Annotated in this window: 19 protein-coding genes; 6 read left to right on the forward strand and 13 right to left on the reverse strand. The window is 70.3% G+C overall.

What is annotated here, in order from left to right; genetic code table 11:
• Window positions 1-107: 107 nt before the first annotated feature.
• Window positions 108-623, reverse strand: a complete 516-nt coding sequence (locus AB0F70_RS25730) for a GNAT family N-acetyltransferase (RefSeq protein ID WP_357455542.1) — start codon at window positions 621-623, stop codon at window positions 108-110.
• Window positions 624-699: 76 nt separating this feature from the next.
• On the reverse strand, window positions 700-1560 hold the full coding sequence (locus AB0F70_RS25735; RefSeq protein WP_357455545.1) for a YggS family pyridoxal phosphate-dependent enzyme: 861 nt from the start codon (window positions 1558-1560) through the stop codon (window positions 700-702).
• A gap of 118 nt (window positions 1561-1678) precedes the next feature.
• Between AB0F70_RS25735 and AB0F70_RS25740 the strand changes: the two genes are divergently transcribed.
• Window positions 1679-2089, forward strand: a complete 411-nt coding sequence (locus AB0F70_RS25740) for a YccF domain-containing protein (RefSeq protein WP_357455549.1) — start codon at window positions 1679-1681, stop codon at window positions 2087-2089.
• A gap of 95 nt (window positions 2090-2184) precedes the next feature.
• Here AB0F70_RS25740 and ybaK read toward each other — a convergent pair whose 3' ends face one another.
• A complete protein-coding gene (gene ybaK / locus AB0F70_RS25745) occupies window positions 2185-2685 on the reverse strand; it encodes a Cys-tRNA(Pro) deacylase (RefSeq protein ID WP_357455552.1) in 501 nt (166 codons plus the stop codon).
• Between the two features lie 69 nt (window positions 2686-2754).
• Between ybaK and AB0F70_RS25750 the strand changes: the two genes are divergently transcribed.
• Window positions 2755-3510: a sulfite exporter TauE/SafE family protein gene (locus AB0F70_RS25750; protein ID WP_357455555.1), complete on the forward strand. Its 756-nt coding sequence runs from the start codon at window positions 2755-2757 to the stop codon at window positions 3508-3510.
• Between the two features lie 271 nt (window positions 3511-3781).
• Here AB0F70_RS25750 and AB0F70_RS25755 read toward each other — a convergent pair whose 3' ends face one another.
• Window positions 3782-5149, reverse strand: a complete 1368-nt coding sequence (locus AB0F70_RS25755; protein WP_357455558.1) for a hypothetical protein — start codon at window positions 5147-5149, stop codon at window positions 3782-3784.
• 273 nt (window positions 5150-5422) lie between these two features.
• Between AB0F70_RS25755 and AB0F70_RS25760 the strand changes: the two genes are divergently transcribed.
• Window positions 5423-5980, forward strand: coding sequence for a hypothetical protein (locus AB0F70_RS25760; protein WP_357455561.1), 558 nt, complete (start codon window positions 5423-5425; stop codon window positions 5978-5980).
• Between the two features lie 104 nt (window positions 5981-6084).
• Here AB0F70_RS25760 and AB0F70_RS25765 read toward each other — a convergent pair whose 3' ends face one another.
• Together AB0F70_RS25765 and AB0F70_RS25770 are read right to left on the reverse strand one after the other, a co-directional pair.
• A complete protein-coding gene (locus tag AB0F70_RS25765; protein WP_357455564.1) occupies window positions 6085-8859 on the reverse strand; it encodes a DUF3516 domain-containing protein in 2775 nt (924 codons plus the stop codon).
• Between the two features lie 47 nt (window positions 8860-8906).
• On the reverse strand, window positions 8907-9938 hold the full coding sequence (locus tag AB0F70_RS25770) for an EamA family transporter (RefSeq protein WP_357455567.1): 1032 nt from the start codon (window positions 9936-9938) through the stop codon (window positions 8907-8909).
• Window positions 9939-9977: 39 nt separating this feature from the next.
• Here AB0F70_RS25770 and AB0F70_RS25775 point away from each other — a divergent pair, with 39 nt between their 5' ends.
• Window positions 9978-10526 carry a CGNR zinc finger domain-containing protein gene (locus tag AB0F70_RS25775; RefSeq protein WP_357455571.1) on the forward strand — a complete coding sequence of 183 codons (549 nt, stop codon included), beginning with the start codon at window positions 9978-9980 and terminating at the stop codon, window positions 10524-10526.
• Between the two features lie 22 nt (window positions 10527-10548).
• Here AB0F70_RS25775 and AB0F70_RS25780 read toward each other — a convergent pair whose 3' ends face one another.
• Complete coding sequence (locus AB0F70_RS25780) at window positions 10549-11343, reverse strand: aminoglycoside 3'-phosphotransferase (RefSeq protein WP_357455574.1); 795 nt, start codon at window positions 11341-11343, stop codon at window positions 10549-10551.
• Between the two features lie 167 nt (window positions 11344-11510).
• Here AB0F70_RS25780 and AB0F70_RS25785 point away from each other — a divergent pair, with 167 nt between their 5' ends.
• A complete protein-coding gene (locus AB0F70_RS25785) occupies window positions 11511-12704 on the forward strand; it encodes a DUF418 domain-containing protein (protein WP_357455577.1) in 1194 nt (397 codons plus the stop codon).
• On the opposite strand, the gene AB0F70_RS25790 is transcribed toward AB0F70_RS25785, so the two are convergent.
• Both AB0F70_RS25790 and AB0F70_RS25795 read right to left on the reverse strand, forming a co-directional pair.
• Window positions 12683-13588 carry a phosphotransferase gene (locus tag AB0F70_RS25790; protein ID WP_357455580.1) on the reverse strand — a complete coding sequence of 302 codons (906 nt, stop codon included), beginning with the start codon at window positions 13586-13588 and terminating at the stop codon, window positions 12683-12685. The two genes, AB0F70_RS25785 and AB0F70_RS25790, sit on opposite strands and share 22 nt — an antisense overlap.
• 206 nt (window positions 13589-13794) lie before the next feature.
• On the reverse strand, window positions 13795-14415 hold the full coding sequence (locus tag AB0F70_RS25795; protein ID WP_357455583.1) for a lytic polysaccharide monooxygenase auxiliary activity family 9 protein: 621 nt from the start codon (window positions 14413-14415) through the stop codon (window positions 13795-13797).
• A gap of 329 nt (window positions 14416-14744) precedes the next feature.
• Here AB0F70_RS25795 and AB0F70_RS25800 point away from each other — a divergent pair, with 329 nt between their 5' ends.
• Window positions 14745-17114, forward strand: a complete 2370-nt coding sequence (locus AB0F70_RS25800; protein ID WP_357455586.1) for a xyloglucanase — start codon at window positions 14745-14747, stop codon at window positions 17112-17114.
• A gap of 112 nt (window positions 17115-17226) precedes the next feature.
• Here the strand turns inward: AB0F70_RS25800 and AB0F70_RS25805 are convergent, their stop codons facing one another.
• The 4 genes from AB0F70_RS25805 to AB0F70_RS25820 form a co-directional block, all read right to left on the reverse strand.
• The gene (locus AB0F70_RS25805) at window positions 17227-18078 is read right to left on the reverse strand and encodes an FAD-dependent oxidoreductase (protein ID WP_357455589.1); all 852 of its coding nucleotides are present in this window, start codon (window positions 18076-18078) and stop codon (window positions 17227-17229) included.
• Window positions 18075-18641, reverse strand: a complete 567-nt coding sequence (locus tag AB0F70_RS25810) for an isochorismatase family cysteine hydrolase (protein ID WP_357455592.1) — start codon at window positions 18639-18641, stop codon at window positions 18075-18077. The genes AB0F70_RS25805 and AB0F70_RS25810 overlap by 4 nt, the downstream gene beginning before the upstream one ends.
• A gap of 146 nt (window positions 18642-18787) precedes the next feature.
• Complete coding sequence (locus AB0F70_RS25815) at window positions 18788-19318, reverse strand: adenylate cyclase (protein ID WP_357455595.1); 531 nt, start codon at window positions 19316-19318, stop codon at window positions 18788-18790.
• A 29-nt stretch (window positions 19319-19347) separates the two neighbouring features.
• Window positions 19348-20430: a radical SAM protein gene (locus AB0F70_RS25820; RefSeq protein ID WP_357455598.1), complete on the reverse strand. Its 1083-nt coding sequence runs from the start codon at window positions 20428-20430 to the stop codon at window positions 19348-19350.
• Window positions 20431-20496 lie beyond the last annotated feature (66 nt).

Genomic DNA, 20496 nt, shown 5'->3' on the forward strand with positions numbered 1-20496 from the left:
TCACCGGCGCGGACGCCTTCCTCGCGGCAGGCCGCGCGATGGCCGAGGTCACGGGCGCCCCGGGGAGGCTCGGACACACGCTCTACTTCGCGGACCCCCTCGGGCGGTCAGGCGGGGGTTACCTCGGCGGCCAGCTTCGCGACCAGGATGTCGCCGCCCTTGGTGAGCTGCTGCCCGCGCTCCTCGAACCCGAGACGGCCGTGGAAGCGCAGCGAACCGGGGTTCGGCGGGTCCAGGTTGACCTCGCAGGTGACGACGTCGTGGCCGGCGGTGCGGGCGGCGTCGAACACGGCGTCGTAGAAGAGCTTGCCGATGCCCCGGCCGCGGGCGCCCTCGCCCACCACTATGCGGTCCACGTACAGGTGGTCCAGGCCCCGCTCCTCGAACCAGGCGTAGTTCTCGCCGGCCCAGTCCTCGCCGCCCTCGAGCGCGACGACGAAGCCGAGCGGGTCCGCGGGCGTCTCGGGGTCGATGGCGACCAGCGCGAGCGACGAGGCGTCGAGCAGCTCGACCATGTCGTCGGCAGGGGTGTTCGGGACGGCGGGGATCGATGCGTTGTTGAGCGTGACCAGGCGCGAGACGTCGGCGTCAGTGGCGGGGCGCAGCAGGGTGGCCGTGGGCATGGCGCGATCACTCCAAGGAGTTGGTGGGGGAGCCCCCGACGTTAGCCGTTTCGCCCGCGCGGGTCTGTGACCTGCGTCAAAGAGTGGTGGCGGTCACTCGCGGGCCGAAGACCGCTGTGCCGACGCGCACGATGGTCGCGCCCTCGGCGATCGCCAGCTCCAGGTCGCCGGTCATGCCCATCGAGAGGTTGGTGGCCGTGCTCGTCCCCGGGGCGCCCGATGCGCGGACCTCGTCGCGGACGGCCCGCAGCCGGGCGAACCCTGCGCGGACCGTGTCTTCCGCCGATCCGTCCTCCGCCGTGCCGCCCGCAGCCGGCTCAGGGAGGCGCGCGCCGATCGTCATGAACCCGGTCAGCCGCAGGCCGGGCAGCGCGGCGACCGCGATGGCGAGCGGGACGGCGTCGTCGGGCCGGACTCCGTACTTGCTCTCCTCGCCCGTGACGTTGACCTGGACCATCACGTCCAGGGCGTGATCGCCGGTGCGGCCGTCGCGCACGCAGCGGTCCGAGACGGCCTGGGCGAGCTCCAGCGAGTCCAGCGTCTCCAGGCCCGTGGTGGTGCCCAGCACCTGGTTGATCTTGTTGCGCTGGAGGTGGCCGATCATGTGGACCTCCAGCGCACCGGCCGCCACCCGGTCGGCGACGGCGGGCGCCTTGGCGACCAGCTCCTGCACCCGGTTCTCGCCGATCAGGTCGACACCCGCCGCCAGCGCCTCGAGCACGGCCTCCGGCGTCTGCGTCTTCGTGGCGACGAGGAGGCGCACCTCGGCCGGGTCGCGTCCGGCGGCGACGGCGGCTGCGGCGATGCGGTCGCGGACGACGGCGAGCCGGGCGGCGACCGAACCGGGAGCAGCGTGCGCCCCTGCTGCGGAGGGCCCGGTCGCGGAGGGCTCTGTCGCGGAGGACTCCGGCGCGGTGGGCTGGGACTGGTCGGGCACGCGGCGAGTCTATTTCGGCCGGGCCGTCCGGTCGCACGTTCGTCCGCCGCCGGTTCAGGGTGGGATCAGGGGGTTTCCCGGTTCCGAGGACCCGCTCCCCTACGGAAGGATGGGACCCATGAAGACGCTGCTGAACATCATCTGGGTCATCTTCGCGGGGTTCGGGCTGTGGCTCGGGTACATGCTCGCGGGGATCATCTGCTGCCTGCTCATCGTCACCATCCCGTTCGGCGTCGCGTCCTTCCGCATCGCGGGGTACGCCCTGTGGCCGTTCGGCCGTGAGGTCGTCGAGAGCCCGCGCTCCGGGGCGTTCGCCCTGATCGGGAACGTCATCTGGGTGATCGTGGCCGGCTGGTGGCTCGCGCTGGGGCACATCGTCACCGCGATCCCGCTCGCCATCTCGATCATCGGCATCCCGATGGCCTGGGCGAACCTCAAGCTCATCCCGGTCTCGCTCATGCCGCTCGGCAAGCAGATCGTCTCCAGCGACGCCCTGCTGCCGACCTACCGCAAGCAGGTAGCCGCCTGATCCAGCACGGCCGCTGACAACGGGGTTGTGTTCCTCACCGAGCGCGGCGAGGGACACAACCCCGTTCTCGCCGGGCCAGGCCGCACCGGGCCGGGTCAGTCCCGGGCTATCGGGGCCGTCTTCCCGGCGGTCAGGGTCAGCAGGTCGGACGGGGCCAGGCCGATGTCCAGGCCGCGTCGGCCGCCGGAGACGTAGACGACGTCGTACGCCTCCGCGGACTCGTCGAGCACGGTGAGGTGCCGCGTCTTCTGGCCCAGCGGCGAGATGCCGCCCACCACGTACCCGGTCGCCCGCTCCGCCGCCGCGGGCTCGGCCATCGCGGCCTTCTTGCCGCCGGCGGCCCGGGCGAGGGCCTTGAGGTCCAGCTTGCGGTCCACCGGCACGACGCCGACGACGAGCTTCCCGTCGATGTCGGCCAGCAGGGTCTTGAACACCTGCGGGGCGTCGACGCCTATCGCCTCCGCCGCCTCCATGCCGTAGCTCAGGTCGCTCGACGGGTCGTGCTCGTAGGGGTGCAGGGTGTGCGGTACACCCGCCTTCTCGAGTGCCACGACGGCGGGGGTCCCATGGCTGGCGCGCGCTGTCTTCTTGACCACGACGTGATTGTGCCCCCTCCGACCCTGGTGGCGCACGGTCTTCCGGGGCGATCAGTTAGCGTGGGTAACGTGTTAGCCCTCCTGGTCGTCGCCATCCTCGTCGGGGGCTCCCTGCAACGCGTCGCCGGGATGGGCTTCGGGCTCGTCGCCGGCCCGTTCATCGTGCTCCTGATCGGCCCCGTCGAGGGCGTGCTCTTCGTCAACCTCGCCGGCGCGATGATGGCGCTGCTGGTGCTCGGGCGCACGATCCGCGGCGTCGACTGGCGCCGCTACCGCTGGCTCGTCACGGCGTCGATCCTCGTCACCGTGCCGGCAGCGCTGCTCATCCGGGACGCGAGCGCGTCCGTGCTGGAGATCAGCATGGGTGCCATCGTGGTGGGCGCGATGGCGCTTGCTCAGATCACCTCGCGCCTGCGCGGGGCGGAGCGCGCGTTCGCGCCGGAGGCGCGCCTGCCGCTGCTGATCACCGGTGCGGCGGCCGGGTTCGGCAGCGTCGCGGCCGGGATCAGCGGCCCGCCCATCGCCGTCTACTCCGTGCTCGACCGCTGGGACCCGCGAGCGTTCGCGGCCACGGTCCAGCCGATCTTCCTGACCAACGCGCTCGCGGCGATGACGGCGAAGCTCCTGGTCGCCGACGCCACGTTCCCGGACCTGGCGGTGTGGGAGTGGGCGACGGTGTTCGTGGCCCTCCTGGCGTCCGTCGGGCTGGGCGAGCTGCTCGTGGGACGGATCTCGGCGAGCGCCACGCGCAAGGTGCTCGTGACGCTCGCCTACGTCGGCGGCCTGGCGACCCTGACCCGCGGCCTCCTGGGCTTGGCCGGCTGAGAATCGGGGCGGTCCCTTGGTGCGAAACCAAGTGTGCTTAGTGTGCGGAACCGAGTGTGGCAGGTGTGCGAAATCGAGCGTAGTAGGTGTGGACACCGTCCGTCGATCGGTGGACGCGGCACGCCTATCGGCGCCCGGACGGTGTCGCGGTGGTGCCGGCCGCCTTGCTCGGGCCGTAATGCCTGGAGCCCGGGCGGCGAGCGCAGGCTTGGTCGCGGAAAGAGGGCCTCCAACCGCAACCAAGTCTGCGCTCGCCGGATCCGGGTGTCGGTTAGCCCTTGGCCAGCGGGCCCAGGATCATCGATGGCTCGCCCGATGGGGTGAGCCTGGCCGTTCCGAGGTTGCCCACCGTGCAGCTTCCGCTGCGCGGGGTCCCGCCGTTCCACACCTGCCGCAGGCAGTTGCGCATCGCGAGCTGTCCCCAGTAGCTGGGGTGCAGCGACTCCTGGACGAAGTACGGCGAGTCGCCGATCGTGGTGACGGTGCGGACCTGGTTGACCCACTCCGTCCGGTCGGCGGCGCCGGGCGACTGCCAGTTAGGCAGGCCCATCTCCTCGTACAGTCCGACGCCGTTCTCGCACAGCCGCTTGCCGTCGAACGCGTGCGTCATGTCGAGGGTGCGGACGTTCGGCAGCCCGACGTCGGACGCGGCACCCAGCAGCGCACCGTTGATGGTGGGCAGCGCGGTGGCGTTGGCCCAGTCGGCGTCCCGGTTCCAGACGCCGCACCCGCCGACGGACTGGCGCGTGTAGCCGGACTCGGAGTACCGGAAGCCGGAGCCGCTCGGCATGGGCGACGGATAGGTCTGGACCACCAGGGTCCACTGGGAGGTGCTGTACCCGGCGTTGCTCATCGCGGTCGCGACGTTGCCGAGTGCTCCCGCCACCCGGGACCGGATGGCGGCCACGTTCGCGGCGGTGAAGTTCTCCGCGACGGAGCTGTCGTCGTGGCAGTAGTTCTTCCACCAGGACGGTGAGGTGAGGAAGTTGACCACGCAGGTCTGGACGGCGCTCGCGAACTCGAAGTCGTTCCCGCCGATCGAGACCACGACCATGCGCACGTTCCTGGTGGCGGCCGCCTCCTGGAGCATGAGCGCCTGGCCCTTGCCCGCCGAGCTGTTGAAGAAGTCGATGCCGGGCTTGAAGTTCGTGCCGGCCGAGGTGGCGGTCCGGGCCCCGCTGCAGGCGAGGTTGAGTCCGTTGACGCCGCCGCCGATGTGGGCCTCGGCGGTCGACGCCCGATGGCAGCGGGCGATGGTCTCGCCGGTGCCGCTGGGGTTGTCGTGGTAGGCGTTGGGGCCGAGCGCGTCGGCGCGCCGGTAGTCGTCGTTGGAGGCGCCGGCCCATCGGCCGGCCTCCCCGGAGATGTAGGAGTCGCCGAGGGTGACGACCCACGGTGTCCCGACACCGGGGCCGTCGGCGGCCAGGGGTGCCGCACCGGCGGGAGGCGCCGTGGCGATCAGGCCGACGGCGGTGAGGAAGAGGGCGATGACGCCGGCGGCGATGCCGGTCGTCATGCCGGTGGTCATGCCGGTGGTCATACCGGCGGCACTGCCGGTGGACACGTCGATGGCGGGGAGGGCAGCGGTGGATGAGGTGGTCGAGGTCTTTCGGTCGGGCGTTCGCAGGTGCGTCGTCATGGCACTCCTGTCTCCAGGCAGCGCCCGCGCGGCGCTGCTGACCGGGACTCTAATAAGCGAAGTTTAGGTGAAGACCGATCTTTGGTAAATAGGTGGCAAACTTAGTACTTCAGATGAATTCACCCTGGTTTGTCCATAGATCACCCGCTCTTCGGGGCCGGGCGACTGGCGCCCCGGGGAAGACTGGACGCGGCGTGTCGTTTCAGGACCGCTCGGCGGCAGCCTCTCTGGAAACGGCAGGCGCCGCCGTCCGTCTGGATGGAAGGAGCGCCGATGAGGCGCCTCAAGTCAGCTTTGGTCGTCGCAACACTCGTGGCCGCGTCACTGGTCGGGGTTGCGGGCACGGCTCAGGCCTCCACGGACGTGCCGACCATGGTCGGCACCAACGACCGCGACCTGTACGACTCCCACCGCGCATCGGGCGGTGCGTTCTACGAGTTCGGGGCGTACTTCTCGGCGCCGCGGGCGAACGTCGAGGCCGACGGCGACGTCTGGATCTCCGTCGACATGCGCGTGCACTCCAACCGCAAGATCTCGGCTCTGAACCTGAACTGGATCGAGTACGGGACGTCGGCCGACAACCATGTCTACGTGGACGGCGCAGGCGGCGGCAAGACGATCGCCAGGTCCACCGACGGCAAGCGCGTCGTCGTGCGGTACACGGTCAAGGTCGACAAGGACTACGCCCAGCAGATCGGGTACGGCAAGAACTGGTACCTCGGCGACCCGTGGGTGAGCCTGTACTCCGGCGGCACGTACCTCTCCCACTGGCGCACCGAGACCGGTCACCCGTGGTCGACCGAGAAGTTCTGGGTCACCGGCAAGTTCTGATCGCCCGAGCAGCTCTGACAGCTCGGTCGCGGCGCTGCTCGACGTAGCGCCACTGGCCCCGGCCGGTGCGGGTTCTCCCGCGCCGGCCGGCGTCGTCTCCGGGGTCAGATCTGTCCGACGCCCAGCACCGTGAGCACTACCTCGCCTGCCTCGTCGCTCGCCGCGAGGTCGACCAGGGCGGTGAAGGCCCAGTCGCGGTTGCTGTCGGCGTCGTCGAGCACCTGCCGGACCCACCAGGTCCCGGCCTCGACGCGGACGGAATCGCCGTCGGCGCTCCCGGGCAGCTCGGCGCCCGGCTCGAGGATCGTCAGCAGCGCACCCGACCGTGCCTCCGGGCCGAAGCCGACGGCGTCGTCGCCCTGTTCCTCGAACAGCGGGTCCAGGGCGTCCCCCCAGGCGTCGGCGTCCCAGCCGCCGCCCAGCGCCGCCAGCGCCCCGTAGGACTCGCGCGCGATCAGCTCGACGCGGCGGAACATCGCGTTGCGGACCAGCCGGCGGAACGCGCGCGGGTTGCCGGTGACGGGTCGCGCGGGGGCCTCGGCTCCGGCGTCGGCCAGCTCGCCGTTCGTCACGAGGTCGGCATCGTCGTCCACGGGGTTGGCCAAGCGCTCCCACTCGTCGAGCAACGACGAGTCGACGCCGCGCACGAGCTCGCCGAGCCACTCGATGATCTCCTGCACCTCTTCGGTGCGGTGCTCGTCGGGGACCACCTGGCGTACCGCGCGGAAGGCGTCGGCGAGGTAGCGCAGCACCACGCCCTCGGTGCGCTCCAGCCCGTAGACGCTCACGATCTCGGCGAAGGTCATGGCCTTCTCGACCATGTCGCGCACCACGGACTTGGGGGAGAGCTCGGCGTCCGCCACCCACGGGTTGGTGCGGCGGTAGGTCTGGAACGCGGGCTCCAGGAGGTCGGCCAGCGGCTTGGGCCACGTGACCTCCTCGAGCAGCTCCATGCGCTCCTCGTACTCCAGGCCCTCGGCCTTCATCGCCGCGACCGCCTCGCCGCGGGCCCGGTTCTGCTGGCCCATGAGCACCTGGCGCGGGTCGTCGAGGGTGGCCTCGATGATGGAGACGACGTCGAGCGCATGCGTCGGGCTCTCGACGTCGAGCAGGTCCATCGCGGCCAGGGCGAACGGCGAGAGCGGCTGGTTCAGCGCGAAGTCCCGGGGGAGGTCCACCATGAGGCGGGCGGACGGGCGGAGCCGGCCCTCGGCGTCGGGCACCCGGACCTTCTCGACGACGCCCGCGATCCGCAGGGAGCGGTAGATCCGGAACGCCTGCCGCACGTGCTCGGCCTGCTGCGTCTCGGTGTCGTGGTTGGCCGTCAGGAGGTGGCGCATTGCGTCCACGGGATCGCCTGCCGTGCCCGCGGCGCCGTGCCCCGCCGACCGGGCCGACGCGCGGGCCAGGACGTTCAGCACCATCGCGTGGTTCACGCGGAACTGGGAGACGAGCGGCTCCGGATCGGCGTCGCGCAGGCGTTCGAAGGTCGCGTCGGTCCAGTTCACGCTGCCCGACGGCGCCTTCTTGCGGACGATCTTCTTGAGCTTCTTCGGGTCGTCGCCGGCCTTGGCCAGGACCTTGCGGTTCTCGATGACGTGGTCCGGCGCCATGACGAGCACCTCGCCCACCGTGTCGAACCCGGCGCGGCCCGCGCGCCCCGCGATCTGGTGGAACTCGCGGGCGCTCAGGTGGCGCATGCGCTCGCCGTCGTACTTCACGAGGCTGGTCAGCAGCACCGTACGGATCGGCACGTTGATGCCGACGCCCAGGGTGTCCGTGCCGCACACGACCTTGAGCAGGCCCTTCTGCGTGAGGCGCTCCACGAGGCGGCGGTACTTCGGCAGCATGCCCGCGTGGTGCACGCCGACGCCGTGCCGCAGGAACTTGCTGAGCGTCTTGCCGAAACCGGTGCCGAACCGGAAGGCGCCCATCTCCGCGATGATCGCCTCCTTCTCGGACTTGGTGGAGACGTTCATGGACAGCATGGACTGCGCCCGGTCGACGGCGTCCTTCTGCGTGAAGTGGACGACGTACACCGGGGCGCGGTGGGTCGTGACGAGCTCCTGGATGACGTCGGTGAGCGGCTCGACGACGTAGGAGAACGTGAGCGGAACCGGGCGCTCGGCGCCCGCGACCTCGGCGACGGGCCGGCTGGTGCGCTCCTCGATGTCCTCGCGGAGCCGGGACGTGTCGCCCAGCGTGGCGCTCATGAGGATGAACTGGGTGTCGGTGAGCTCCAGCAGCGGGACCTGCCAGGCCCAGCCGCGCTGGGGGTCGCCGTAGTAGTGGAACTCGTCCATGACTACCTGCGAGATGGCGTCGTCGTCGGCGTCCACGCCGCTGCCGCTCCCGCTGTCGCCGCGGCGGAGCGCGACGTTCGCGAGGATCTCCGCGGTGCAGCAGATGATGGGGGCGTCGGGGTTGACGGCGGAGTCGCCGGTCATCATGCCGACGTTCTTCGAGCCGAACGCCGCCACCAGGTCGAAGAACTTCTCGCTGACCAGCGCCTTCAGCGGCGCGGTGTAGTAGGTGCGCCCGCCGCGTCCCGACCGGTGGGCGGCCAGGGCGGCGAACTGCGCACCCATGGCGACCATCGACTTGCCGGAGCCCGTCGGCGTCGCGAGCACTACGTGGGAACCCGTCATGACCTCCAGGAGGGCTTCCTCCTGGTGCGGGTAGAGCGCGCGCCCGCCGCTGGCGGCCCACTCGCTGAAGCTCTCGAACAGGACGTCCGGATCGGGATCCTTGCCCGTCGGTGCGGGCAGGTACGGGATGAGGGTCCCGCCAGGTTTGGGGGTGGCCGACGCCGGTCTGGGATCGCTGGTGGCGGAGAAGGCTGTCGCGGAGGTCGAGGTTGTCGAGGAGGGCGCCGTCATGGTGCTGCCCATTCTTGCAGGCGGGTGAAGCGTGCTGTCGGACTTGGCTAGTTCTCGCATGCTGGCGTCTCGCGCGCCGGCGCGGCCTCCGACCGCTTCTCGCCGGCCTGGACCGCGACGACACCGGCGAGGATCAGGACGCCGCCCACCAGCTGGATGGGCTGGGGGAGCTCGCCCAGCAGCAGCCAGGCGAACCCGATGGCCGCGACGACCTCGAACAGCCCGACGAAGGACGACAGGCGCGGGCCGAGGAGGCGGCCGGCGGCGATCCCCGCGACGTAGGCGAACCCGGCCGTCACGATGCCGAGGCCGAGGATCGGAAGCCACCACGGCACCTCCGTGCCCGCGTAGACGGGCGATGCGGTGCTGTAGGTCAGGGGCATGATCCCCGTCGCACCGAGCAGGCCCAGTGCCAGGGAAGCGGTGGTCAGGCCGCCGGCGGCCAGGGCGAGCGGCGGCAGGCCGGTGTCGACGTTCGCGTTGATGACGAAGTAGGTGGAGACGCCGAGCATCGCGACAAGGGCCCAGGCCACGCCCGCGGGATCGACGGCGGTGGCGCCGGGGTCGCCGGAGACCAGGTTCAGCACCAGGACGAGCCCGATCGCGGCGAGCAGCGTGCCCATGACGGTGGCCCTGGTCGGCCGCTGTCCGTGCCGCAGCCAGAACCAGAGCACCACTGCTGCCGGCGCCGTGTACTCGATGAGCAGGGCCGGGCCGATGGCCATGTACTGCACGGCGGAGAAGTAGGCGAACTGGCAGCCGGCCACCGAGACCGCACCGTAGATCGCGATGAGTCCGAGATTGCGCCGCACGGGCCCCCAGTCCCCGCGCAACGACACGATGCCGAGCGGGAGCACCACCACCGCAGCCAGCACGACGCGGGCGAGGACCATGGCGCCCGGGCTCCAGCCGGTGTCCAGCAGCCCGCTCGCGAACACCCCGGACAGGCTGAACGCTGCGGCGGAGAGCCCCGCGAACACGAGGCCGGTGGCCAGCCGTCGGGTCGGCGGGGTCCGGACGGCGTCGGCTCCGGTCGTGATCGAGCCCGGCCCGCCAGTGTCAGGTGTCACAGCGCTCATGGGTCCTGACAGTAGGGGGCGCCGAGATAAGGTGTCAACGTGGTTTTCACTCATGACACCGAGGAAGCGCTCCAGGCCACCGTCGCACTGGTGAACGCCGCAGAGCCGCCGGTCACGCTCACGACCGTCGCGGAGCTGGACGCGTTCTTCGTCCGGCACGGCTACACGGGGCGGCACGACGGCACCCGGGCCGAGCTCGACGAGGTGCTGGAGCTCCAGGCCCCCCTGCGGGAGCTGCTCACGGCAGACCGGGACTCGGCGGCGCAGCTGGTCAACGAGATGCTGGCCGCCGCGGGCGCGGTACCTCAGCTCGTCCGCCATCCGCCCCTGGACTGGCACATCCACGCGGTGCCCGCCGACGCCCCGCTCGCCACCCGCATCCTCGTGGAGACGGCGATGGCGATGATCGACGTGATCCGGGACGACGAGCTGTCCCGCCTCGCGGTCTGCGCGGACAGCGACTGCGAGGGCATAGTCCTCGACCTCTCCCGCAACCGCTCACGCCGCTACTGCTCCACCACGTGCAGCAACCGCAACGCCCAGGCGGCCCACCGGGCCCGCCGGGCGGATCAGACGGTGACCGCGTAGCGGGTTCCCGAGCCCGGCGCGCTCAGCCCAGGTCCCACAGGAGCCGGTAGTAGGCGACGCGCTCGGGGTCCTCGTCGATCCCGTACGCGTCGTAGACGAGGTGGTCGTAGCCGGGCCCGTAGTTCCAGCCCATGCTGTAGGTCGCGATGGACAGGTCGGCCCAGCGGTCGGCGACCCCGAGCGCGCCGAGGTCCACGTGTCCCGCCCAGCCGCCGTCGTCGTCGAGCAGGGTGTTGGGTGCGCAGGCGTCACCGTGGCAGACGACCAGCCGGTCGTGGTCCGGCGCGTCGGCGGCACGTGCGCGTGCCTCGGCCGACCAGCCGTCGGACGCCTGGCCGCCGGCCGCCAGCGCCTCGGCGACGGCGATCCGGTCGTCGATGCTCCAGGTCCACGGGCACTCGTCCACGGGAAGGGCGTCGTGGAGCGCACGCAGGCCGGCGCCGATCGCCCGGGCGGCGGTCTCTGGCTCGGCGAGCCACCGGGGGTCGACGGCGGAGCGCGCGTCGATCGCCAGCGTCGCGAGCCACTCGCCGTCCTCGTCGGCGCCGACCTCGAGCACCTCCGGCACCGGTGTGTAGGGAGCCGCCCACTGCATCCGTGCCGCCTCGCCGGCGAGATCGACGCCCTCGATGGTGGCCCGGTCCGAGCGGGGCGCCCACTTCACGAAGTAGGCGGGCCGCTGCAGAGACGCCGGCACCGGGTCGACGCGGAACGTGAGACCACCGAGCTCGTTGCTCCAGGCAGGCGTGACGAGCGCTTCGCCGGCGAGCTCCCGTACGACGTCGGGCACGGAGATCTCACCGGTGGGGATCGTCATGTGGCCAGCGTGCCAGACCTCGCCGCGCCGCCACGACGTGTTTTCCGGACGCCGCGCCGGGTGGGGCGAAGATCGTCGGCCGGGGTCCTCCGAACGATGTACACGGGCGGCGGGAGATCGTCCGTCCGGCCGACGACGCGGCGGCCGGACCGCGACAGGGTCGGGACATGCCTGCCAAGACACCATCGACCACGTCACCCGCGCGGACGCCGGCGAGCGCCACTCCGAGCACCGGCGGCCGGATCGCCGCGCTCGACGTGCTGCGCGGGCTGGCGATCATCGGCACCCTCGCCAGCAACATCTGGATCTTCACGACGCCCGGTGGTCCCGGCGAGTGGATCTCCGACGGCTTCGACATAGCGGACCCGGCGCAGCGGGTGCTGCAGGCGCTGGCCAACGGCAAGTTCCTCGGGCTGCTCACCCTGCTGTTCGGGGTAGGTCTCGAGCTGCAGTACCGGTCGATGGTCCGCCGCGGCATGCCGTGGCCGGGCCGCTACGTGCTGCGTGCCGGGATCCTGTTCGTCGAGGGACTGGTGCACTACGTCCTCGTCTTCGAGTTCGACGTCCTGATGGGCTACGCGATCGCGTCCCTCCTGGCCGCGTACCTCATCGGGCGGAGCGACCGGGTGGTGCGCGCCTGGGGCGGCGCGCTGGCAGGGCTCTTCGTGGCAGGGATCGCGGGCGCCACGGCGCTGATGGTCGCGACGGGCGGGTCGGAGGCGACGTCGGCCGGGGCAGGCGGGGCGCAGACCGCAGACGCAGCGGCCCTGTCGACCGCGAGCTGGTTCGACCAGGTCCTGCTGCGTCTCGAGTACATTGCGGTGTTCCGGATCGAGCTGATCCTGATCGTGCCGTCGGCCACCGTGCTGTTCCTGGTCGGCTCCCGGCTCGTGCGCGCGGGCCTGTTCACGACGACCGAGGACGGGGCGCGGCTGCGCCGTCGGCTCGCATGGGTGGGACTGGGTGTCGGCATCCCGCTCAACGCGCTGACGGCCTGGGCCGGGCCGGACTGGTTCCTCGTGGACCGGTACCTGGTCCCGCCGCTGGTGGCCGTGGGCATCCTGGCGCTGGGCACCACGCTCGTCGCGCGGTCGAAGAGCCGTCCCGGCCTGCTCCGCCGGGGTGTCGAGGGCATCGGGCGGACGGCGCTGTCGTGCTACGTGCTGCAGAACGTGTTCGCGTCGGTGCTCTGCTACGACTGGGGGTTCGGGCTCGCCGGCGGCGGACCCTGGCAGGCCGTGGCGGTGTGGGCGGGCATCTCGCTCGCGCTGATGGTCCTGGCGCCGCTCTGGCTGCGGCGGTGGCCGCGCGGGCCCATCGAGCTCCTGATGCACCGCGTCTACGATGCGCGGCGCCGCTGACCGAGCGCCGCTGACCTGGCCGCCGACCGAGCCGCCGACCGGGCGCCGCCTACCCCGGACACCCCCTGTCGGACCCGCACGCTCTCCTCGGCGTCCCACAGGGCCCGGTAGTAGGCGGTGCGCTCGCGGTCGGGTGCCACGCCGTAGGCGGTGAGCACCAGGGGTTCGAGGCCGGGTCCGTAGCGGCGCGTGACGCTGCGCGTGGTCACCGCGATGTCGGACCAGCGGTCCGCGACGCCCAGGTCCCCGACGTCGACGTGGGCCACGAACCTGCCTGCCTGGTCGAGGAGCGTGTTCGGCACCGTGGCGTCCCCGTGGCAGACGACCGCCCGGTCGACCGGCGGCGGGGTCCCGAGCGCGGCGGCGGTCGTCGCGCGCTCCGCCGTACCGAGCGCGGCCGTCAGCGCGGCGACACGGGTCTCGGCCGTGCGGACGAACGGGCAGGTGTCGGTGGGGAGCGCGTCGTGGAAGCGGCGCAGGCCGGTGCCTATCGCTATCGCGGAGCGCTCGGCCCGGCCGTGCCACCGGGGCTCGATGGCCGACGACGCGATCTCGCCGCCGACCTCGACCGCCGCCGTCAGCAGCCACGAACCCTGGACGTCCCGTCCGGCGTCCTGCACGCGGGGGACCCGGGTGAACGAGGCGGCCCAGACCAGGCGGTCGGCCTCGGCGAGTGGGTCGGGGCACGGGGCGCCGTCGGGCACCCACTTGAGGTACGAACGCCGGCTGCCGGACTCCGTCTCGAGCCGGACCGTGAGGCCGCCGTACTCGTTGCGCCACACCGGTACCACCGTCGCCCCGGACCGCAGCCGATCGGCCAGGTCGTGTACGACGGACGGCACTTCGACGGGCGTCGGGCCGATGCCGACGAGCGCGTTCGACACACCACGATCGTCCCACGAAGCGGGTGAAAAAGTGCTCCTGATTCGGGGCGTCCGCGGGCACTGGGCAACACAGCCGGCCGGGCGGCGACCTTCGCCCCGAAACTTCCGTCGGCCATGAGGGTGAATCCCTACGCATATCCCCGTATTTCTTGTCCGGGGCGTGCGAACGGCTGGTGTCCGACGCTGGACACCAGCCGTTCGGCCTATTACAGGCGCGTCGCCAGCAGGCGTCCGTTCCCGTCCAGGAGCTCGCTACCGGTGCTCGCGCCCGCGCTGCCGCTGCGGACGTTCACGTCCATGCAGGCGTAGAACGCCATGGCGGTGTCGTACACGTTCCACCGGGCGAGGATCGTGTGGTTACCGCTCGGCAGGCCGGACAGCGTGTGGGTGACGGTGGGTGCCGGGGTGGCGCCGCCGTCGTTCACCGTCTTGAAGTGCCGCCCGTCCACGAAGTACTCCCAGCTGGCCGTGCGGTGGAAGGCCGTCAGCGTCCACTGGAACGTGTGGGTGCTGTTGATGCCCGTGCGCGGCCAGGCGAGCGAGCCGTTGTCGAGGGTGGTGAAGCGGCTGCCTCCCGAGCAGAGCATCGAGCCCTTCGGGGCCTCGACGCTCTGCGGCTCCCACTCGACGCCGTTGCAGGACCAGCTCACGGTCCGCTTGGCGCAGTGGTCCTGGCGGCTGGGCGGCGACACGACCCAGCCGTGGGCCTCGGCCCTTGGCATCATGGAGCTCGGTGCGGCGACCAGCGCCGTCAGGGTCAGGGCCAGGGCGGCGAAGACGCCGAGCAGGACTCTGGCGGCGGGCGTTCTCAGTGCGGTGACTCTCATCGGGCTCACCTCGTGGTGTGAAGTTGGAAATCTCCTGAAGTACTCCTGTGTGCTGGGGTGCGACACCACGACGCTAGAAAGCGGGCGAGCCCGCGACAAGTAGGGCTACTACGTACGTGCAGGCCGTCACCGTCAGGGCTACGGGTCGCGTGCCGGTAATCGAAGCGTTTCGCCTGATCGAACGGTGGTTGGGCTAAAATCTGCCCTTGACACGAGCATCCACCGCCGCTTCTATTTGTCGAAGCGCTTCAACAACAGCAAGACCCGGTGCGCGACGAAGCGCACCTCGACAAGAGACCGAACTGGTCAGCAGCCCCAAGGAGAGCACCATGCAACGACGCACTTTCCTCGCGTCGATCGGCGCTGCCGCGATCGCGGTCGGCCTCACGCCCACGTCGGCACAGGCCCAGGCGCACGTACACCGTGCTGACGCCTACACCTGGAAGAACGCCATCATCAACGGCGGGGGCTTCGTGCCCGGCATCATCTTCAACGAGACCGAGCGGAACCTGATCTACGCCCGCACCGACATCGGCGGCTGCTACCGCTGGCAGCAGCGCTCCCGCACCTGGAAGCCGCTGCTCGACTGGGTCGGCCGCGACAAGTGGGGCTACAGCGGTGTGGTCTCCATGGCCACCGACCCGGTCGACACCAACCGTGTCTACGCCGCCGTCGGCACATACACCATCGACTGGGACCCCAACAACGGCGCGGTGCTCTACTCCGACGACAAGGGCGAGACCTGGGGCATCGCAGAGCTCCCGTTCAAGCAGGGCGGCAACATGCCCGGCCGCGGCATGGGCGAGCGCCTGGTCGTCAACCCCGCTGACAACGCCGAGCTCTACCTCGGCACCCCGTCGGGGAACGGCTTGTGGCGATCCAAGGACTACGGCCGCACGTGGGCCAAGGTCGAGAGCTTCCCCAACCCCGGCAACTTCGTCGTCGGCCCGTCGAACCCGCTCCTCGCCGACAACCAGGGCGTGATCTGGATCGACTTCGACCAGGCCGGCGGCAAGGTCTATGTGGGCGTGGCCGACCCGGACGACCCGCTGTACGTCTCCGAGGACGGCGGATCGACCTGGCAGGCCGTTCCCGGCGCGGTCGAGGCACTCGGGTCCGCGGACGGCAACCGCACCATCCCCGGCCAGTCCGCGGTGGACGACACGAACGGGTACCTGTACGTCGTCACCAGCTACGACCCCGGCCCCTACAACGGCGCGCCCGCCTCCGGCAACGGCGGAAAGATCCTGCGGCTCGCCACCCGGACCGGCGAGTGGACCGACATCACCCCCGCGTACAACCCGCGCGGCGTGATCCCGGGCTTCGGCGGGATCACCGTCGACCGCCAGAACCCCGGCACTCTCATGGCGGCCACGCGCAACAACTGGTATCCCGACGAGATCCTCTACCGCTCCACCGACTCCGGCGCCACCTGGCAGCTCAGCTGGGACTACGCCGAGGGCCAGGACCGCCACGACCGGTTCGACATGGACAACAGCGGCAGCCCGTGGCTGTCCTGGAACGGCGAGAACCAGGGGCCCCAGTACGCGGTCAAGCACGGGTGGATGATCGACGCCCTCGCGATCGACCCGCACAACTCCGACCGGATCATGTGGGGCACCGGCGCGACGATCTGGGGCACCGAGGAACTGACCCGGTGGGACGCGCAGGGCGAGCTCATCGGCCAGGACGAGGCCGGCCGGCGCGTCGCGCTGCCGGTCGAGAAGTTCACCGTCGCTGTCCGCGCCGAAGGCGTGGAGGAGTGCGCGGTCCTCGACCTCGCCGCTCTCGGCGGGTCCCTCGTCTCGGCTGTCGGCGACGTCGGCGGCTTCGTCCACACCGACCTCGGCCGAGCCGAGCCGATGATCGACACCGACTGGTCCACGGGCACCAGCGTCGACTTCGCCCAGTACAAGCGCGACATCATCGTCGGCACCGGCAACGTGCACGGCAACGAGAAGGGCCACGTCGGCGTCTCCACCGACCGCGGCAAGACCTGGAAGAACGCCGCGCGCGTCGAGGGCGTGCCCGGCGACGGCCACGGCGGCACCGTCGCGATCAACGCCAACGGGTCCAGGATCTTCTGGACGCCCGGCAGCTCCGAGGTCACCCCGGTGTACAGCACCGACCTCGGCGAGACCTGGATCCCGGTGCGGGGCCTCCCGGCGGGGGCGAAGATCCGGTCCGACCGCGTCGTCTCGTCCATCCTGTACGCGTTCTCGGGTGGCACGTTCTACCGCAGCACCGACGGCGGCGTGACGTTCGCCGACACAGGAGCGACGGGACTGCCCACCGCGGGCGTCGACGACTTCCGCGCCGTCCCTCGCCACAAGAAGCATGTCTGGCTGGCCGGGCGCGGCGACGAGAAGAAGGGCATCACCGGCGGCATGTGGCGTTCCAAGGACGGCGGCACCACCTGGAAGCGCATCGCCAAGCTCGAGACCGCGGAGTCCGTCGGCTTCGGCAAGGCGGCCAAGAACGCTGCGTACCCGGCGATCTACACCTCCGCGCGGATCGGCGGCAAGGCCGCCATCTTCCGCTCGATCGACGGCGGCAGCCGCTGGACCCGCCTCAACGACGACGACCACCAGTGGGCGTACTCGGGATCAGCCATCACCGGCGACCCGCTCGTCTACGGCCGCGTCTACCTCACGACCAACGGCCGCGGCATCATCTACGGCGACATCATCGCCAGCTGAGGTCCACGAGGTCCCCGAGCGATCGAACCGGGGTGCCTGGACGCGTCCAGGCATCCCGGAGCGGGCTCCCATCCTCAGTCATTCGCCTGCGCCGGGATACGCACGTGGCCGATCAGATTCGCATCGCGTAGTACGCATTGAGCGCCGCTTCCGCGCCCGATCCCATCGCTGTCTGTACTCGTTGACCGCGGGCGGAGCGCAGGTCGCCCGCGATATGTACTCGGGAGTGTTGGCTCGTCACGGGGCAGTAGCCATCCTCGTCTTGGACGAGTCCGTCGAGGGCGACGGGCGCGACTCCGACGTTGGTGAATGTTAGGTCGCCGCGCAGGTCGCCGGGTTGCGCAATGCCCTCCTCGTTGACGGCCAGCACGTCCACGGGGATCAAGGTGACTCGTGGATCGTGGGCGATTTCCTCGGTCTTGTAGACGTCGGACGGCGGGTGGGGGACCAGCAGCGCGACGTGGAGGTCGGGGTTGGCACGCAGGAAGGTGCCGAGGGGCCGGTCGGCACCGAGGACGAGCCAGGTCTGGCCGGCGGCGCCCATCGGATCCGCGTCTGTCAGAGGCCGTAGTGCCAGGGGAGTGGTGGCGGTGATCCACGACGCGTCCTGCGGTTGGATCGGCTTGACGCCTGCTGCGACGACGACGTGCTGCCCGGTGACGCTCTCGCCGTTCGCCAGCGTCACACTGACAGAATCGTCACCGGCCTCGATGCTGGTGGCCTCGCCCCGCACGACCTGGGGTGCTGCGCGTTCGACGTCGGCTAGTACCGCTGTGGCGAGGCTGGGGCCGGTCCGGTGCCCGCCGAGGATGTTGTTCGTCGCGGCGATGTGCCACAGGGCGCCGCCCAGGCGCTCCCGTGGCTCGACAATGGTGCTGCTCAGCCCGACGCTCGCGGCCATGACCGCAGCGGCGCATCCGGCAGGCCCGCCGCCGACGATGACTAGATCCGTGTCCGGCGTCATCGATCGGCTCCTGTGGGGGCGATCGACTTCAGCAGGGTGGAACTGGTGATGAGCTGATTCCGGCCGATCAGACGTCGAGCGACGGTGAGGCCGGCGTCATGGGTCTCGGGCCCGGCGTCGCTGGCGCAGGCGTCTGTGACGATCCACGGGCCGTATCCGTGCTCGAACGCATCGGCCGCGGACTTCAGGACGCAGCTCTCCGTAGCGATGCCGCAGAAGACCAGGTCGTTCCAGCCCTGGCCGCGTACAAGTTCGGCGCCTTTGCTGCTGAAGAGCGTGTAGCCGAGCTTGTCGATGACAGGGTGTCCGACGGCGAGGGGCTGGAGCTCCGGGACGAGATCGGTCTCTGGTGAGTCCATGAGGCGGGACCAGGAGAAGTACTTTTCGTACGCGCTGCCCGGCTGGTTGAGGTAGCGGGTGAACACGACCGGAAGTCCCAGTGCGGTCCACGTCGTGACGAGGTCGACGATGGCTCCGACAGCATGCTTGCTGTGTTGGTTGACGAAGCCGTTCTGTACGTCTACGACGACGAGCACGGGGTTGCTGAGGTGGGTGCTGGTCATGCTGGTCACCGCCGGTCTTCTCGAAGGGCCGCTTGTGCTGCGGGCGGAATCTCGGCCAGTCTGCTGGTCTTCACGATGGCTTCAGCCAGGAGCCGGTGCGGCGGCGGGGGCCCGGCCGCGCGGAGTCCGGCGCGTAGGCGTCTAGATCAGAACCGGAGTTCGGGGATGGCGGTCAGGTCGATGCTGTAGCGGGCGTAGACCTTGATCGTGTTCTCGCCGGTCAGGTCGGCCTCGTTGTAGCCGAGCAGGTTGGCGACGCAGATCACTTCTTCTGCTGATCCGGCTTCGATCTCCATGTAGGCCGGGATTTGGGGCCAGGTGTCGATCTCGACCTCGGCACCGTCCAGGAGGAAGCTGACCCGCTTGTTCTCCTGGTACGACTTCGGCGTGAAGCCAAGCATCCCGAGCAGCGCGTTCGTCGCCTCGAAGTTATCGACGACGACCTCGGTCTCGTGGGTACCGTCGATCGCGTCGCTGCGGATCTCCTTGACCGAGAGGGTGGTTTCCAGCCCGGTGTCGCGCAGCCGGATCCATCTGGACATGTCGCCAGGCGCGATGTCGTAGACGTATCGGCGCATGAACTTCTCGCCGACCTTTCGGCCGCCCTTGTCGAGGATCCTCTGCTCGACGACAACAGGGTCGATGTCGAGGATCTTGCCCTCATGCTCGATCGCCACGCTGGATCCCTTCGATTGAGTGGTTCATGTCATTGCGCCGTGGCGGCGACCAGCTCTCGGTACTCGGCCTGGCGCAGGGCGAGGATCTCGTCCCGGAGACCGCTCGCGAGGAACTCGTCGATGGGCTGGCACAGGTCCATGCGCTGGATGCAGACACCGACCTGGTACTGGCCCTCGCGATCGTAGTAAAGCCGCACGCCATAGAACCCTTCCTCACAGTCGGTGTCGTTGTTGAACCGGCACCCGGCACACGTCTGAGGCAGGCGAACGGGACGTATCTGCTTGAAGTACACGCGCCGCCCGTCGGGCAACCGGTAGGACGTGCGTGACCCGGAGACACCAGCGGTGACGTAGTTCGCCTCCGGGACCGCGCCACGTTCGACCAGGATCGCCTCGATGGCGTCCACGGACGCAGTGCCGTGGTCGAGGGAATTCAGCAGGCGGACAGTCAAGTGGGGCGAGTACTCGTCCAGCAGCCGGTGCACGCGTGGTGCGTGGCTGCGGTCCAGGACGACGATGTTCGCGCTGGCCTTGACCCCGTTCGCTTCGCACGCACTGATCGAGTGGTGGAGCTCTTTGATCTTCCGCTCGGCGAGCTTCGGGTTGCGGTACTTGGCGTGCTGGACCTCGGCCAGCTCGTTGGCGGTGGTGCCAAAGATAGAGAAGTTGACCCGGTCCAGGCCCGCTTCTGCGCAGTCTGGCAGGACGTTGCGCCCGTTCTCTCCGTTGGACGTCATCCCGACGGTGTAGCCGGCGTCCACGGCGATCCGGGTCAGGTCCGCGACACCGGGGTGCAGGGTCGGCTCGCCGCCGGTCAGGTGCACCTCGGTCAGGTCCAGCGCGTCGCGCAGGCTAGCGAGGACCTGTCCGAACCTCTCGTCGGCAGGGATCGCGGCGGGTAGAAACTGCGCGCCATTGGTGGCGGCGTAGATCGACATGCGCCCGCTCGGGCCGCCGATGGTGAAGGTGCCGGCTGAGCGATTGCGGTTGTCTGTTGCGACGGGTGTGCCTTCGTTGTGGCAGAACGTGCAGGTCAGACCGCATGTGTCGCCGATCTTGACGCGCAGTGTGGTGTCGGGCTCGACGTACGTGGGGATTCCGGGCAAGGTCATTGCGCTGTCCCTTTCGTCGTGCATGGCAGGTTGCTGATGGCACGCCGGAGCGCTCCGTGGCCTGAT

This window comes from Promicromonospora sp. NPDC023805 (assembly GCF_040639635.1).
In the GTDB taxonomy this organism is placed as follows: Bacteria; Actinomycetota; Actinomycetes; order Actinomycetales; family Cellulomonadaceae; genus Promicromonospora.

Bases quoted from the DNA above. Each gene is read 5' to 3' on its own strand.
- AB0F70_RS25755 (WP_357455558.1), bottom strand. From the start codon at position 5,149: ATGACGACGCACCTGCGAACGCCCGACCGAAAGACCTCGACCACCTCA.
- AB0F70_RS25785 (WP_357455577.1), top strand. From the start codon at position 11,511: ATGCCTGCCAAGACACCATCGACCACGTCACCCGCGCGGACGCCGGCG.
- AB0F70_RS25740 (WP_357455549.1), top strand. From the start codon at position 1,679: ATGAAGACGCTGCTGAACATCATCTGGGTCATCTTCGCGGGGTTCGGG.
- AB0F70_RS25760 (WP_357455561.1), top strand. From the start codon at position 5,423: ATGAGGCGCCTCAAGTCAGCTTTGGTCGTCGCAACACTCGTGGCCGCG.
- AB0F70_RS25770 (WP_357455567.1), bottom strand. From the start codon at position 9,938: ATGAGCGCTGTGACACCTGACACTGGCGGGCCGGGCTCGATCACGACC.
- AB0F70_RS25795 (WP_357455583.1), bottom strand. From the start codon at position 14,415: ATGAGAGTCACCGCACTGAGAACGCCCGCCGCCAGAGTCCTGCTCGGC.
- AB0F70_RS25765 (WP_357455564.1), bottom strand. From the start codon at position 8,859: ATGACGGCGCCCTCCTCGACAACCTCGACCTCCGCGACAGCCTTCTCC.
- AB0F70_RS25730 (WP_357455542.1), bottom strand. From the start codon at position 623: ATGCCCACGGCCACCCTGCTGCGCCCCGCCACTGACGCCGACGTCTCG.
- AB0F70_RS25780 (WP_357455574.1), bottom strand. From the start codon at position 11,343: ATGACGATCCCCACCGGTGAGATCTCCGTGCCCGACGTCGTACGGGAG.
- AB0F70_RS25810 (WP_357455592.1), bottom strand. From the start codon at position 18,641: ATGACCAGCACCCACCTCAGCAACCCCGTGCTCGTCGTCGTAGACGTA.
- AB0F70_RS25800 (WP_357455586.1), top strand. From the start codon at position 14,745: ATGCAACGACGCACTTTCCTCGCGTCGATCGGCGCTGCCGCGATCGCG.
- AB0F70_RS25805 (WP_357455589.1), bottom strand. From the start codon at position 18,078: ATGACGCCGGACACGGATCTAGTCATCGTCGGCGGCGGGCCTGCCGGA.
- AB0F70_RS25820 (WP_357455598.1), bottom strand. From the start codon at position 20,430: ATGACCTTGCCCGGAATCCCCACGTACGTCGAGCCCGACACCACACTG.